Raw genomic sequence first — 12,472 nt, 5'->3', positions numbered from 1 at the left:
CCTGCTTATTGGCTTGGGCACGCTACGCTCTCACTTGTCTGTCAATCGCGCGCAACGCACCCGGCGCGACTGCGACAGGTTGTGCAGAGCTTTCCTAAACGCCGATATCCTCGTTCCAGAGATCCGGGCGCTCGCGCATGAAGTCGACCATCAACTGGCGACAGCCGGCATCGCCCAGCACCTCGACTTCGACGCCGCGTTCGGCCAGCAGGGTTTCTTCACCCATGAAGCTTTCGTTTTCGCCAATCACCACGCGCGGGATGCCGTAGAGCAGAATCGCGCCGGTACACATGGCACAGGGCGAGAGCGTGGTGTAAAGCGTGACGTTCTTGTAGAACGACCCGGGGCGGCGGCCGGTGGCTTCGAGCGCGTCCATTTCCGCGTGCAGGATGGCGCTATCGCGCTGTACGCGGCGGTTATGGCCGGCACCGACCACCTCGCCGTTGCGTACCAGTACGCAGCCGATGGGCACGCCGCCTTCGTCCAGGCCCAGCTGTGCCTGCGCCAGGGCCTGGGCCATGTAATCGCTGTGGTTCATCGCAAAAGATCCGCAAAAGCGCGAGTTTAGGCGCTCAAGCGCTGGCAGGCGAGCGAGCCGGTGCTGCACGCCCGCGCGTCGGCGTATGAGTAAAACTGCGAATAGCCGGGACGCGCGCAAGCCGCTATCAATCGTGTATCAAGCAAGAGAGTCGACATGACCACACAAGACAAGCTTGCCCGCTATCGTGATCGCCGGGATCCCGAGCGCAGCCCGGAGCCTTCGGGCAGGGCCGGCGTCGGCAAGGGCGGCGATCGGCCGATTTTCGTGATCCAGAAGCACGATGCCTCCACGCTGCACTACGATTTCCGGCTTGAGATCGACGGCGTGCTCAAGTCCTGGGCCGTGCCCAAGGGCCCGTCGACCGACCCGCGCGAAAAGCGCCTGGCGGTGGAAACCGAGGACCACCCGCTCGACTATGCCGATTTCGAAGGCGTGATTCCTGGCGATCAATACGGCGGCGGCACGGTGCTGGTCTGGGATACGGGGCCTTTCGAGAACGCCAAGCGCGACGACGACGGGCATATCGAAAAGAGCCTGGCCGACTGTTTTGCCGACGGCCATCTCACCGTGGTGCTGCACGGGGAGAAAATAAGCGGCGGCTATTCGCTGACCCATTTCCGCAGCGAAAACGGCAAGCGCCAGTGGCTGCTGGTGAAAATGGACGACGATGCGGCCGATGCCCGCCGCAACCCGGTGAACACCGAACCCGACTCGGTCTTGAGCGATCGCGGTCTGGCCGATATCGCCGCGCAGGGGCCGGACAATGACTGACTGGCGCGATGAATTGCCCGAGCGCGTGCTCGACGATACGCGCAACCTGACCATGCCGCGGCGCTTCGAGCCGATGCTGGCCACGCTGTCCGATACGCCGTTTTCGGACACGGAGTGGATATTCGAACGCAAGCTCGACGGCATTCGCCTGCTGGTCTTTCGCGACGGCGATCACGTGGAGCTGCTTACCCGCAACGGCCAGTCGCGTACCGACCATTTCCCCGAGCTGGTGGCGTGTTTTGCCCAGCAGCCGCATCGGCGCTTCGTGCTCGACGGCGAAGTGGTCGCCTTCGACGGCAAGGTCACCAGTTTCTCGCGTCTTCAGCAGCGTGCCGGCATCAGCGACCCCGAGGCCGCAAAGGCCAGTGGGGTGGCGGTGTATTTCTATGCCTTCGACTGCCCCTGGCTGGACGGTCTGGATTTGCGCCGCGTGGCGCTGCGCGATCGCAAGCAGCTGCTGCGCAGCCAGTTCGACTTTGGCAAGGCGCTGCGCTATACCGCGCATCGCAATACCTGCGGCGAAGACTATCTCGCCGAAGCACGGGCCAAAGGCTGGGAAGGCATTCTTGCCAAACAAGCCGACAGCCCCTATCGCTGCGGACGCTCCCGGCGCTGGCTCAAGCTCAAGTGCAGCCGTGGCCAGGAGCTGGTTATCGGCGGCTTTACCGAGCCGCAGGGCAGCCGCAGCGGTCTCGGCGCGTTGTTGGTCGGTTATTACGACAACGGCGATCTGCACTATGCCGGTCGGGTCGGCACCGGCTTCGACGAAGACGAGCTGGCGCGTCTGCGCCGGTCGCTCGAGGCCATCGAACGCAAGACCTCACCCTTCATCGACCCGGGCGCCCAGCAGGCCGGGGTGCACTGGGTCACGCCGGAGCGCGTGGCAGAGTTCGCCTTTACCGAATGGACGGACGACGGCCGGCTGCGCCACCCGAGCTATCTCGGCGAACGCGACGACAAGGACGCACGCGAAGTCGTACGCGAACAGCCCGAAAGCGCACCGTGAGTATCGAAATCGGCAACGCCGACAAGCTGTTCTTTCCGAAGGCCGGTTACACGAAGGCCGATCTTGTCGACTACTACCAGCGGATCGCCGCCCAGCTGCTGCCGCTGATCGAGGGCCGGCCGTTGACGCTGCACCGCTTTCCGGACGGCATCGACGGCGTGAACTTCATCCAGAAAAGCGTTCAGGACCACTATCCGGACTGGATCGAGCGGGTGACCGTCGATAAGGAAGACGGCGAGATTACCCACGCCCTGGCCCCCGATGCCGATACGCTGGCCTGGTTGGTCGACCAGGGCACGATTGCCTTTCATGTCTGGCTCTCGCGCGCCGATACGCCGCACCATCCAGACCGGCTGATCTTCGACCTGGACCCGCCCGGTGACGATTTCGACCTCGTGATCAAGGCAGCGCGTTGCCTACGGAAACGTCTGCACGACCTCGATCTGCAGGCGTTCGTGATGACGACCGGCTCCTCCGGCCTGCATGTCGTCGTGCCCCTGGATCGCAGCGCCGACTTCGACACGGTTCGCGATTTTGCCGAGCGGATTGCCGAAGGCCTTGCGGCCGATCATCCCGACGAGTTCACGACCGCGCATCGCAAGGACAAGCGGCGGGGCCGGCTGTATCTGGATATTCGGCGCAATGCCTACGCCCAGACCGGTATCGCGCCGTATTCGCTACGCGCAAAACCCGGTGCGCCCATCGCCACGCCGTTGGATTGGGATGAACTTGGCGACGCCAAGATCGGCCCGCAGCGCTTTCATATGGGCAATATCTTTCGCCGGCTCGCGCAGCGGGATTGCCCCTGGGCCGGTATCGACCGCCAGGCACAAAGTCTGACGCCCGCGATTCGCCGGCTGGATGATTGATGCCCGCGGCGAACGGCTGGGCCGGTAGGCCGCGGACGTAAGAAAAGACGCGGCCAAAACAGGACGACCTCCGGGACGCGTTCCCATCCGTGCAGGTTGGCTTGGGCCGAAGGCCGTAAGCCAACACGGCAACGCCTGTCTGCCCGGCTCGGCGCGTGGGGCGGACCGGCTCCGCCGGCTGCGTTCTTTGTTGGATTACGCTGCGCTAATCCAACCTACGCCCTGCTTGGTCGTCGCCCGCTATCCGCCTACGCGACGCGATCGGCGTCATGTGTGGGTTGCGGCACCAGCGCGCGCAGAAAATCGAGCTGCAGCCCGATATTCGTTTCGTACCAAGGTGGCAGGTACGGATCGAAGTGGTTGGCGTCGATCGTCTTTATGGTGACGCTATCCGATGCCTGGGCTGCCACCCGGCGTTGGTCGAACGGCGCCACCGTATCCCGTGTCGCGCCGATGATCAGCGTGGGAATACGAATGGATTTCAATTGCTTGAACGGGCGATAGAAGCCCATGGTGGCAAGCGAAGCGGCCGACACGCGGTTGTCGTATTCCGCGTCGAGATGCGAGGCGATCCAGGCATCTATTCGCCAGGCCCCGTCCCGATCCATGGAGGCATACTCGTCTTTCGGGGCGATGATCGGGATGTAATGGGTACGCCCTAGGCTGGCGAAGTCGCGCACCATGTCCAGCCCGAATCGCAGCATGCGTGGGGCCGGTACCGCGGTCACCGCGCGTAGGCCGTCGAGCATCGGCACCTGGGCGATCGCGCCGTAAAGTTCGGGATGGGTGGTCGCGATCTTGACTACGTGGCCGCCGCCGAACGACGTGCCCCAGAGAATGATCCGGCGATCATCGACTTCCTCCAGTGTGCGCACGTGGGCGATCGCGCGCTCGACCACTTGCTCGCGCTTCCAGGGGTTGATGGTGTGGCGTGGCTCGCCCTCGCTGTCGCCCCAGCCGGGGTAATCGAAGGTCAGAACCGCGAATCCCGCGTCGTTGAACGCTTCGATGAAGGGCGTGACCAGCAACAGCTGGGTACCGCCCCAGCCATGCACCATGACAATCGTGGGGTAGGGGGCGTTATCGCCGCTATCGGGCACATGCAGCGTGGCCGCGCAGTTCGCGCCCTGGCTCTTGAAGGGGACCTTTCTTTTTTTGTGCGAACCCATGCGTGCTCCCTGTTCGCGTCATCGGCCCTGTTCAGCGCGGGTCGCGCAGGCCAGGGCGGCGCATATGCAAAAAATAGTATTTTCGGATAATACGCCAAGCGTGGAAAAGGCACGAGCGCGAATCGCCCAGTAGTTCGCCTGCCGGGCATGGGCCGCGCTCGCGCCGGCCGGTGGCAGCCTGCCGGCGGGCTACCCGCCGCGTTGAAGGGCCAGGCAGCCTGGTCGGCCACGCCGCTACGCTGTTCAGGCGAGCGGCGTGGCGTTGGCTAACGCGGCGGTGCTCGCGTTAGTAGTCCTGCTTCAAGCGCCCGAAGTAGAGCAGCCCGGAGCCGATGCCCAGGACCACGAGTGCGAGCATCACGGCAAAGAACGGCCAGGGGCCGAAGTTGTAGATGATGGGCAGGGACAGGCCGGTCACGAGGCCGCCGCCAAAGAAGGGCTCGAACACCATCTGCTTGTAGCCGAAGGCCTCGTAGGCCGGGGTCTTGTTGTCCGGATCGGCGATCTTCATGAGGATCAGGCCGGTGGCGGTCACACCCATGGATTGGCCGATATCGCCGATGCCGCGCTCGAACCAGTACTTGGGAATGACCCGCGGTGCGAGCCACAGGAACATGCCCACGTTCCAGGCGATGCCGGCCATACCGAGCATCAGGAAAGCCGCCCAGTGATCGGCGATCACCGTCAGCGACAGACTGGCGATGGCGGCGGCGATGAGCAGATCCAGCGCGAAGCCCTGAATGCGCTCCATCAGGCCGCGATCGAGCAGGTTGTGCTTGTCGAAGCGGGTGAGAATCTGTTGTACGACCAGACCGCCGATCATGGCCAACGGGAACAGCGGCACGGCACTGAGCAGTTCGATGCCGTTCTCGCCTGCGCCCCAGGTCACGCTTTCGACCCAGCTCATGGCTTCGAGAATGCCCAGGCCCACGAGAATGGCCATGGCGATGAAGCTGAAATGCAGGGTCAACGGTTCGATCGATTCCGAGCGTACCGTCATGTTACCGGCCGATAACGGGCGATCGTCGTGGGCGACCAGACCCCGGCGCTGATCGTGCGGGATGCTGGCGACGCTCTTGTCGAGCACGGCACTCTTGCCGGTACGCACGCCCCAGTTGATCAGGATGATGCCGAACACGATGCCCGACACCACGCCGACCGTGGCCATGCCCACCGCCAGATCGGCGCCGTCGGCAAAGCCGAGTTCGGCAAACGTGCCCTGCAGGCCGGCCGCGGTGCCGTGGCCGCCTTCGAAGCCGATTTCGATCAGTGCACCGGCCATGATCGGCACGCCGAAAAATGGTGCCAGAACGAGGGCAGCTATAAGAATACCGATGACGTACTGACCGGCGCCCAGGGTGATGCCGAAGGCCAGCTGCGGCCCGGCCAGGCTCCAGACGCGATTGAAGTTGGGCAGCGGAACGCCGAGCAGCAGCGTGGCGAATACCACGTTGATCAGCAAGCCGGGCAGGTCACTCCATATCGACAGCATGGATTCGGGAATTGCCCCCTGCGCGAGCGCTGCTTCCTCACCGCCCACCGCACGCGCGATGGCGCCGAGTACGCCGGGGCCCAGAATCAGCCCGATGGCGCCCGCCAGAATCGAGGCCGGCAGAAACAGTTTCTGGGCCGGCGCCCAGTGCATGCGCACCCATTTGCCGGCGTAGAGCAAGATCGCCAGCATGAGCAAGGAAAAACCAATCTGATCGGCCGTCATGAAGCCCCCTGTTTTATCGGTGTGCTTGTTGTTGTCGTAATGTCGTTGGAATCCGGCCCGCCAACGGCTCGGCCCGCGAACCGTTGCCGGCGCGGGCCCCCCTGCCTGTCAGCGTAGTCTGTTCCATGGCACAGGCAAACGCAGCTTTCGTGCCGATGCGCCCGGTTTACTATCAATCCCCGCGCGGTCGAATTCGAGCGAATATAACCCGCTAAAGATAAAAGAGATTTTATTTCATTAGTCTTTAGTCGACGTCGATCGCGGCGGCCAGTTCTTCTTTAGTCATGCGGCTGCGGCCTTTGATATCGAGCTGCTGAGCGCGATCGTAGAGCTCGTCGCGCGTCATATCGGTGCCTGCCAGGGCGCAGTCGCCCGGTTTATTCGCTTTCTTATTCGATTTCTGCGGTTTGTTCTTGGACGACTATGATTGAAAGTGGACCGCTACGCAGTCCGCAAATAACCCGAGATGGCGTGAGTGCCTGACGCACCGATCGCCTGCCCGGGTGTGGACATCACGACGAAAACGGATGGATCGGTTGAAATCGCGGTCGGTTTCGGGATTTCAGCGAACGTGCCGATCGATTAAAGACGCAGGCCGACAGCCAGCCGATTGAGCGCGTTCATGAGTGCGACCGAAATCGTGAGATCCGAGATTTCGGCATCGCTGAAGTACGGTTTGAGTGCTTCGTAATCGGCATCCGGAGCAGCGGTTGCCTCGATATGGGTCAGCGATTCCGCCCAGGCAAGCGCGGCGCGTTCTGCATGGTCGAAACGCGGGCTGACGCGCCACCCGGCCACGCTGTCGATCTTGGCGTTTTCAACGCCGCGCCTGCGCAGTGCCTGCGAATGCATCTGGGTGCAGTAGGAACAGCCGTTGATCTGCGACACGCGCAGGTGGGTCAATTCGATCAAGCATGGGTCGAGCGGGCCGTCCTCCAGGGCTTTTTTGGTCTGCAAAAGCCCCTGGTAGGCAGCAGCGGACAGTTGGTTATAGGGCAGGCGAAGTGCGTTCATGACGATCTCGTGGTGATGGATGGGCGGTTGGCGAGGGTGGTGCAGGCCGGTGAAGGGTCAGGCGGGCTGATCCAGCAAACCGGCGCTGCGCAGCTGATCACGCACGGCGTCGAGCGTTGTGGCAGTCGTTGCCGCGTCGCACGTCAGCCCTTGCAGGTAATGGAAGGTGACATCGCGAATCCCGATGGTGGCCAGCACCTGCTGCACGTAGGGCGAAAGGAAATCGGGCTGGGCGTGTGTGCCGCGGTGAAAGCCGCCGGAGCTGACTAGCATGGTGGTCGGGCGATCGGCCAGTAAACCCGCTTTGCCCTGTGCGGTCGGCGCGAAGCTGCGGTGAATACGCACCACGTAATCGATCCAGAGCTTGAACGCGGCCGGCACGGCGAAGTTGTGCATGGGCAGGGCGATCAGGGTGCGATCGCTGCGCTCGAGTTCGCCGATCAAATGCTCGGACAGGGTAAATCGGGCGTCATGTGCCGGCGCATTACCCGTCAGCGCGGCGGCGTATCCGGCGTCGAGCGGTGGTAATGCCGGGCAGGTCAGATCGCGTTCGAGGACGGCGGCCTGCGCATCATGACGCGAGATGTGCCGGAGTATCTCCTGTGCGAGCCGGTAGCCGTGTGCTTGCCCACGATGCGGGCTGCAATGAACGAATAGCGTGCAGGTCATGTCGCGTCACCGGCGTCGAGGTCTTCGTAGAAGCCGATGCTTCGGGTCAGCATCCCCTGGCGGAAATAGAAGCGCTGCGCGCGCGCCATGCCGAGCCCGGTATCGAGCACCAGTTGCCGGCAGTCGCGGGCACGCGCCTCATCACGAACAAAGTCGAGCAGCTGTGCGCCCACAGCGCCACCTCGGTAGTCCGACCGCACGACAAGATCGTCGACGAACAGAAAACGCCCGCTCATCAGGTTTTCCTGTATGCGATAACCGATCAGGCCGATCGCCGTGTCGGCATATCCGGCCGCCACCAACCGATAGCCGTCGTGTATCTGGCGTTGCACCTGGGCCGCGAATGTCGCGGCGTCGGCTAGATGCGGGCGTAGCTCGCGCATCACGGCAAAACAGTGCCGGCAGTCCTGTTCGTTCGTTACCGCCGTGAAATGCAATGGCGTCATCGGGTGTCTCCAGTCATGAGGCCGTGACTTTAGGCTCGACATGACCCATGCGACAGAGCCAAGATTGGGTAGGTTGACCGGGACATCTGCATGCACCGCCTGGAACTGAGCCCGGATCGTTTTTCGACGACACCGCTTCACCGACAGCTCTACCACCGCGTTCGAGATGCGATCGCCGGCGGCCGTCTGAAGCCGGGGGATCGCGTGCCGTCGATACGCAGTCTGGCCAGTGAGCTCAACCTGTCGCGCGGCACGGTGGAGCTGGCGTATCAGACGCTGGCCAGCGAAGGCTATCTGCTGTCGCGCGGTGCGGCGGGCACCGTGGTTTCGCCGCAGATCATCCCCGCTCGGGTCGCGCGTGCCACGGCGTCGCGGCCGGGCGCCGACGTTGCGATAGCTGAGCCGACGCCTACGGGCCCACAACCCTTTCAACTGGGTCTGCCAGCACTCGACGCGGTACCCACCCGGCTATGGCAACGGTTGATGACGCGTCGTCTACGCGCGATGGATGTCGCCGCGCTCGACTATCCCGATCGGCAAGGCAAGCCCGAGCTACGCAATGCGCTGGCCGCGTATCTCGGCGTATCGCGCGGCATCGCCTGTGACCCCGACCAGATTATTATCACCGCCGGCTACTGCGAGGCTCTAACCCTCGTCTGCCGAACGTTGCTGCAAACCGGGGATCGCGGCTGGTTCGAGGAGCCAGGCTATTTTCAGGCCCGCGCTACGCTGCAAGCAGCCGGCATTGCGCTGACGCCGGTCGAAGTGGATGCGCAGGGCCTGAATGTGGAGAGAGCCCGGCGGCAGGCAGGCTATGCCCGTGTCGCGGTCGTCACCCCCACCCACCAAAGCCCGACCGGCGTATCGCTATCCCTGCCGCGTCGACTGGCGCTGCTCGAATGGGCGCGCGAGAACAAGGCCTGGATCATCGAGGACGACTACGACAGCGAATATCGCTATCACGGCCGTCCGCTACCGCCATTGAAAAGCCTCGATCACGACGGTCGCGTGCTCTATGCCGGTACGTTGAGCAAAGTGCTCTTCCCCGGTATCCGACTGGCCTATCTGGTGGTGCCGCGAGCCGAGATCACGCGCTTTCAAGACGTGCTGCAACGATACGGCCACGGCTGCCCAGAGCTGTCACAGGCCGCCCTGGCCGATTTCATCGAGCAAGGCCATTTCGCACGCCACCTCAAGCGTATGCGCGCCCTCTACGCCCAGCGTCGCGAGTATCTGCAAAAAGCGTTGGCGGCCCGGTTCGGCGATCGGCTGCGCATCGATTCACAGGCGGGTGGAATGCACCTGCTCGTAAGACTTGACGACGAAGATAGCGACGTCGAACTGGCCGAGCGCGCCCAGCGCCAAGGTCTGAACATCCAAGCGCTGTCGACATGGTGCGCAGGCCCCACAGCCCAGAGCGGCTTACTGCTCGGCTTTACCAATATCGTGTCGGCAAATGAAGCGGGCCGTCTTGTTGACTCTCTCAAGCAGGCGTTCGACGGCTGACGCGACACGGCCGTTCCCGGAAGCGGAGTAGCCATCGGACCCGATGCCGTAGTGCAGCGGGTAATCACCGCAGCAATGGCTATAACCTTAATCGATATACGGTGGCTGGAATCGTGCTCATTGCGATAGCCGCCGAGCCGAACCGCGCAAGGCTCGTACGACAACTCAAGCGACGATGCGGGGGCAGGCGTCGCGGTCGGGAATTCGCGTTTCGATCATGGGAGGCGGGTGGCCAACTGCCATTCGGCGGGTCACGCAGTATCGGCGATGGCGACAAAGCCGGCGTCGATCATCTCGGCCAGGGCGAACGGTTCGATCTCGATTTCCAGGCCGCGTCGGCCGCCGCTGATGAAGATGGTGTCGAATGCGATCGCGGATTCGTCGATGAAGCTGGCCAGCGGTTTCTTCTGGCCCAGCGGGCTGACGCCACCGAGCACATAGCCCGTGGTCTTTTCGACTTTCGTGCGTTCGGCCATGAAGGCCTTTTTCGCGCTTGCCGCGGCGGCCAAGCTTTTCATATGCAGCCGGCCGGAGACGGGCACGATGGCCAGCACCAGTTCGTGGTTGTCGAGTTCGGCGACCAGCGTCTTGAACACCTGCTCGGGCGCGACGCCGAGCTGTTCTGACGCGTCGATGCCGTAATCGCTATGCGCGGTGGTGTGCTCGTATTGATGCAGCTCGTAGTGGACGTTGTGTGCGTCCAGAAGTTGAGTCGCAGGTGTCATGGGCTCGACGCGGGTCCGGTATTCTTTTCGAACGGTGCCCTAGTATTCTAAGCTCATGAATATCGTCGATAGACATGCAGACGATTTGGCCCGCATCGCTCGCCGCCACGGCGTGAAGCGGTTGGAGCTTTTTGGCTCCGCTGCGCGTGGGGATTTTGATTCGCAGGCCAGCGATCTCGATTTTCTGGTCGAGTTCGGCCCGGAGCCGCCGGGGGGCGTGGCGCATGCGTATTTCGACCTTCTCGATGCGCTTACCGATCTGTTCGGCCGGCGTATTGATCTGGTAAGCAGTCGCGCGATTCGCAATCCCTATTTGCTGGCGAGCATTAACGAAACCCGGCGTTCCGTGTATGACGCGCAGGCCTGAGACGTACATCTACGACGCATTGCAGGCCGCCAACGCCATTGAGGCGTTCGTCGTCGGCCAGGGCTATGCGGATTATCAAGAAAGCGCGCTATTGCGTTCTGCCGTAGAGCGGCAGTTCGAAATCATCGGCGAAGCGTTGAATCGGCTAAGACAGCTGGATGTCGAGCTGTTCGCGCGCGTTCGAGGCGGGCGTCAGGCCATTGGCCTGCGCAACATTCTGATACACGGGTATGCGAGTGTGGATGACGCGATCGTCTGGGCAACTCTCGAACAGGATTTGCCGCTGATGCAGGTAGACCTGGAAACGTTGATAGCCTCAAACCCGAGCGATCAATAAAGCACTCGTTTGAGATCTAGGCTGCTCGGGTAAACAGCGCGGCGTTGCAGCTGAGTTCCTCAACCCCCGATATACGACATCTCCACCTTGCCGTCGGCATCACCGCGGCGGTTGGCGGTTTCTTCGCCGCGCTGTTCGGAATAGCGGTCGCCGCGGGCGGTCCAGATGCCGGCCAGAAGTGCGCGTAGTTCGTCGTCGCTCGCGCCCGAGCGCAGCGGGGTGCGCAGGTCGCGTCCGTGGACGCCGAACAGGCAGGTATAGAGTTCGCCGATGGCCGACAGCCGAGCCCGGGTGCAGCCGCCGCAAAACGGCTGCGATACGGAGGCGATGATGCCGATCTCGCCCGCGCCGTCGTCGTAGACCCAGCGGTTGGCGGTTTCGCCGGGCACGTTGGCGGGCAGGCGGCGGATGGCGTGGCGGGTTCGAATCGTTTCCACGATTTCGCGGGCGGTGACGACTTCTTCCATGCGCCAGCCGTTGGAGGTGCCCACGTCCATGAATTCGATGAAGCGCAGCACCACGTCGGAATGGCGGAACTGCTCGACCATCGGCAGGATCTGGTCTTCGTTCACACCGCGCTGGATCACGCAATTGACCTTGACCGGCGTCAGGCCGGCGGCCTGGGCGTTTTCGATGGCGGTGAGCACTTTCGAGGCCGGGTAGCCGACATCGTTGATGGCCTTGAACACGTCGTCGTCGATGGCGTCCAGGCTGAGCGTGACCCGGTTCACGCCGGCGGCTTTGAGTTCGCGGGCGCGCTGTTCGGTGAGCAGCGAGCCGTTGGTGGTCAGGCAGATGTCGTCGATGCCGTCGATCGCCGCCAGCCGTGCAATCAGCACGTCGATATCCCGGCGCAGCAGCGGCTCGCCGCCGGTCAGGCGCAGCTTGGTCACGCCGAGGCTGGCTGCGATACGCGCAAGGCGCTCGATTTCTTCGAAATCCAGCAGTTCGCGACGCGGCAGAAACAGATGTTCGCTGCCGAACAGCTCGCGCGGCATGCAGTAGGTGCAGCGAAAGTTGCAGCGATCGGTCAGCGAGATGCGCAGATCCTGAAGCGGGCGCGCGTATCGATCGGCAACGGCGGGCGCCGTGGCGTTTGCTTGGTGGGAGACAGTCATCACTCGAACATAATCAGGGTTACTCGTCGCCGTCTCAAGCGCTATGTGGCCAAAAGTGCGCCTGTAAATCCCCGGCAGGTCGGCGAATGCCTTCGCGTAGCGGCATTGCAGTGGCACCATATGTCGCGCAACGCGACGAATTGTCACATCGCGTCGGGCTGCAACCAGGTGCATCATACTTTCGTATAGTCGGGCGCAGCCTGCGGTACGTGGGTAC

15 protein-coding genes are annotated in these 12,472 nt (G+C 63.1%); 6 read left to right on the top strand and 9 right to left on the bottom strand.

What is annotated here, in order from left to right:
• Nucleotides 1–94 precede the first annotated feature (94 nt).
• Nucleotides 95–538 carry a nucleoside deaminase gene (locus ABNU97_RS08900; RefSeq protein ID WP_348766383.1) on the bottom strand — a complete coding sequence of 148 codons (444 nt, stop codon included), beginning with the start codon at nt 536–538 and terminating at the stop codon, nt 95–97.
• 156 nt (nt 539–694) lie between these two features.
• Between ABNU97_RS08900 and ABNU97_RS08895 the strand changes: the two genes are divergently transcribed.
• Genes ABNU97_RS08895 through ligD (ABNU97_RS08885) form a run of 3 tightly spaced genes read left to right on the top strand, consistent with a single transcriptional unit; the run spans nt 695 to nt 3,187 of the window.
• Nucleotides 695–1,312, top strand: coding sequence for a DNA polymerase ligase N-terminal domain-containing protein (locus ABNU97_RS08895; protein WP_348766382.1), 618 nt, complete (start codon nt 695–697; stop codon nt 1,310–1,312).
• A complete protein-coding gene (ligD, locus tag ABNU97_RS08890; RefSeq protein WP_348766381.1) occupies nt 1,305–2,318 on the top strand; it encodes a non-homologous end-joining DNA ligase in 1,014 nt (337 codons plus the stop codon). The genes ABNU97_RS08895 and ligD (ABNU97_RS08890) overlap by 8 nt, the downstream gene beginning before the upstream one ends.
• Nucleotides 2,315–3,187: a non-homologous end-joining DNA ligase gene (ligD, locus tag ABNU97_RS08885; RefSeq protein WP_348766380.1), complete on the top strand. Its 873-nt coding sequence runs from the start codon at nt 2,315–2,317 to the stop codon at nt 3,185–3,187. The genes ligD (ABNU97_RS08890) and ligD (ABNU97_RS08885) overlap by 4 nt, the downstream gene beginning before the upstream one ends.
• 248 nt (nt 3,188–3,435) lie before the next feature.
• Here the strand turns inward: ligD (ABNU97_RS08885) and ABNU97_RS08880 are convergent, their stop codons facing one another.
• From ABNU97_RS08880 to ABNU97_RS08855, 6 genes are all read right to left on the bottom strand, one after another.
• On the bottom strand, nt 3,436–4,356 hold the full coding sequence (locus ABNU97_RS08880) for an alpha/beta hydrolase (RefSeq protein ID WP_348766379.1): 921 nt from the start codon (nt 4,354–4,356) through the stop codon (nt 3,436–3,438).
• A 286-nt stretch (nt 4,357–4,642) separates the two neighbouring features.
• The gene (locus ABNU97_RS08875) at nt 4,643–6,073 is read right to left on the bottom strand and encodes a sodium:glutamate symporter (RefSeq protein WP_348766378.1); all 1,431 of its coding nucleotides are present in this window, start codon (nt 6,071–6,073) and stop codon (nt 4,643–4,645) included.
• Nucleotides 6,074–6,317: 244 nt separating this feature from the next.
• Nucleotides 6,318–6,419 (bottom strand): Rho termination factor N-terminal domain-containing protein, encoded by a 102-nt coding sequence (locus ABNU97_RS08870; RefSeq protein WP_348766377.1) that lies wholly within the window; start codon nt 6,417–6,419, stop codon nt 6,318–6,320.
• Between the two features lie 236 nt (nt 6,420–6,655).
• Nucleotides 6,656–7,087 carry a carboxymuconolactone decarboxylase family protein gene (locus ABNU97_RS08865; protein WP_348766376.1) on the bottom strand — a complete coding sequence of 144 codons (432 nt, stop codon included), beginning with the start codon at nt 7,085–7,087 and terminating at the stop codon, nt 6,656–6,658.
• A 57-nt stretch (nt 7,088–7,144) separates the two neighbouring features.
• Nucleotides 7,145–7,756: an NAD(P)H-dependent oxidoreductase gene (locus ABNU97_RS08860; RefSeq protein ID WP_348766375.1), complete on the bottom strand. Its 612-nt coding sequence runs from the start codon at nt 7,754–7,756 to the stop codon at nt 7,145–7,147.
• Nucleotides 7,753–8,202: a GNAT family N-acetyltransferase gene (locus tag ABNU97_RS08855; RefSeq protein WP_348766374.1), complete on the bottom strand. Its 450-nt coding sequence runs from the start codon at nt 8,200–8,202 to the stop codon at nt 7,753–7,755. Before ABNU97_RS08855 ends, ABNU97_RS08860 begins: the two co-directional genes overlap by 4 nt.
• A 90-nt stretch (nt 8,203–8,292) precedes the next feature.
• Here ABNU97_RS08855 and ABNU97_RS08850 point away from each other — a divergent pair, with 90 nt between their 5' ends.
• Nucleotides 8,293–9,708, top strand: coding sequence for a PLP-dependent aminotransferase family protein (locus ABNU97_RS08850; RefSeq protein WP_348766373.1), 1,416 nt, complete (start codon nt 8,293–8,295; stop codon nt 9,706–9,708).
• A 251-nt stretch (nt 9,709–9,959) separates the two neighbouring features.
• Here the strand turns inward: ABNU97_RS08850 and ybaK are convergent, their stop codons facing one another.
• Nucleotides 9,960–10,433: a Cys-tRNA(Pro) deacylase gene (ybaK, locus tag ABNU97_RS08845; protein ID WP_348766372.1), complete on the bottom strand. Its 474-nt coding sequence runs from the start codon at nt 10,431–10,433 to the stop codon at nt 9,960–9,962.
• A 55-nt stretch (nt 10,434–10,488) separates the two neighbouring features.
• Here ybaK and ABNU97_RS08840 point away from each other — a divergent pair, with 55 nt between their 5' ends.
• Both ABNU97_RS08840 and ABNU97_RS08835 read left to right on the top strand, forming a co-directional pair.
• Nucleotides 10,489–10,800: a nucleotidyltransferase domain-containing protein gene (locus ABNU97_RS08840; RefSeq protein WP_348766371.1), complete on the top strand. Its 312-nt coding sequence runs from the start codon at nt 10,489–10,491 to the stop codon at nt 10,798–10,800.
• Between the two features lie 19 nt (nt 10,801–10,819).
• On the top strand, nt 10,820–11,137 hold the full coding sequence (locus ABNU97_RS08835; protein ID WP_348766370.1) for a DUF86 domain-containing protein: 318 nt from the start codon (nt 10,820–10,822) through the stop codon (nt 11,135–11,137).
• A 59-nt stretch (nt 11,138–11,196) separates the two neighbouring features.
• Here ABNU97_RS08835 and moaA read toward each other — a convergent pair whose 3' ends face one another.
• Nucleotides 11,197–12,255 carry a GTP 3',8-cyclase MoaA gene (gene moaA, locus ABNU97_RS08830; RefSeq protein ID WP_348766369.1) on the bottom strand — a complete coding sequence of 353 codons (1,059 nt, stop codon included), beginning with the start codon at nt 12,253–12,255 and terminating at the stop codon, nt 11,197–11,199.
• Nucleotides 12,256–12,472 lie beyond the last annotated feature (217 nt).

This window comes from uncultured Salinisphaera sp. (assembly GCF_964012375.1).
In the GTDB taxonomy this organism is placed as follows: Bacteria; Pseudomonadota; Gammaproteobacteria; order Nevskiales; family Salinisphaeraceae; genus Salinisphaera.
The sequence above is the reverse complement of the archived record's forward strand: the minus strand, read 5'-3'. Positions and strand labels throughout refer to the sequence as shown.

Excerpts from the sequence above, each read along its gene's own strand:
- ABNU97_RS08900 (WP_348766383.1), bottom strand. The coding sequence starts at position 538 with ATGAACCACAGCGATTACATGGCCCAGGCCCTGGCGCAGGCACAGCTG.
- ABNU97_RS08895 (WP_348766382.1), top strand. The coding sequence starts at position 695 with ATGACCACACAAGACAAGCTTGCCCGCTATCGTGATCGCCGGGATCCC.
- ABNU97_RS08875 (WP_348766378.1), bottom strand. The coding sequence starts at position 6,073 with ATGACGGCCGATCAGATTGGTTTTTCCTTGCTCATGCTGGCGATCTTG.
- ABNU97_RS08855 (WP_348766374.1), bottom strand. The coding sequence starts at position 8,202 with ATGACGCCATTGCATTTCACGGCGGTAACGAACGAACAGGACTGCCGG.
- ABNU97_RS08870 (WP_348766377.1), bottom strand. The coding sequence starts at position 6,419 with ATGACGCGCGACGAGCTCTACGATCGCGCTCAGCAGCTCGATATCAAA.
- ABNU97_RS08850 (WP_348766373.1), top strand. The coding sequence starts at position 8,293 with ATGCACCGCCTGGAACTGAGCCCGGATCGTTTTTCGACGACACCGCTT.
- ABNU97_RS08860 (WP_348766375.1), bottom strand. The coding sequence starts at position 7,756 with ATGACCTGCACGCTATTCGTTCATTGCAGCCCGCATCGTGGGCAAGCA.
- ABNU97_RS08865 (WP_348766376.1), bottom strand. The coding sequence starts at position 7,087 with ATGAACGCACTTCGCCTGCCCTATAACCAACTGTCCGCTGCTGCCTAC.
- ligD (WP_348766381.1), top strand. The coding sequence starts at position 1,305 with ATGACTGACTGGCGCGATGAATTGCCCGAGCGCGTGCTCGACGATACG.
- ABNU97_RS08840 (WP_348766371.1), top strand. The coding sequence starts at position 10,489 with ATGAATATCGTCGATAGACATGCAGACGATTTGGCCCGCATCGCTCGC.
- moaA (WP_348766369.1), bottom strand. The coding sequence starts at position 12,255 with ATGACTGTCTCCCACCAAGCAAACGCCACGGCGCCCGCCGTTGCCGAT.
- ybaK (WP_348766372.1), bottom strand. The coding sequence starts at position 10,433 with ATGACACCTGCGACTCAACTTCTGGACGCACACAACGTCCACTACGAG.
- ABNU97_RS08880 (WP_348766379.1), bottom strand. The coding sequence starts at position 4,356 with ATGGGTTCGCACAAAAAAAGAAAGGTCCCCTTCAAGAGCCAGGGCGCG.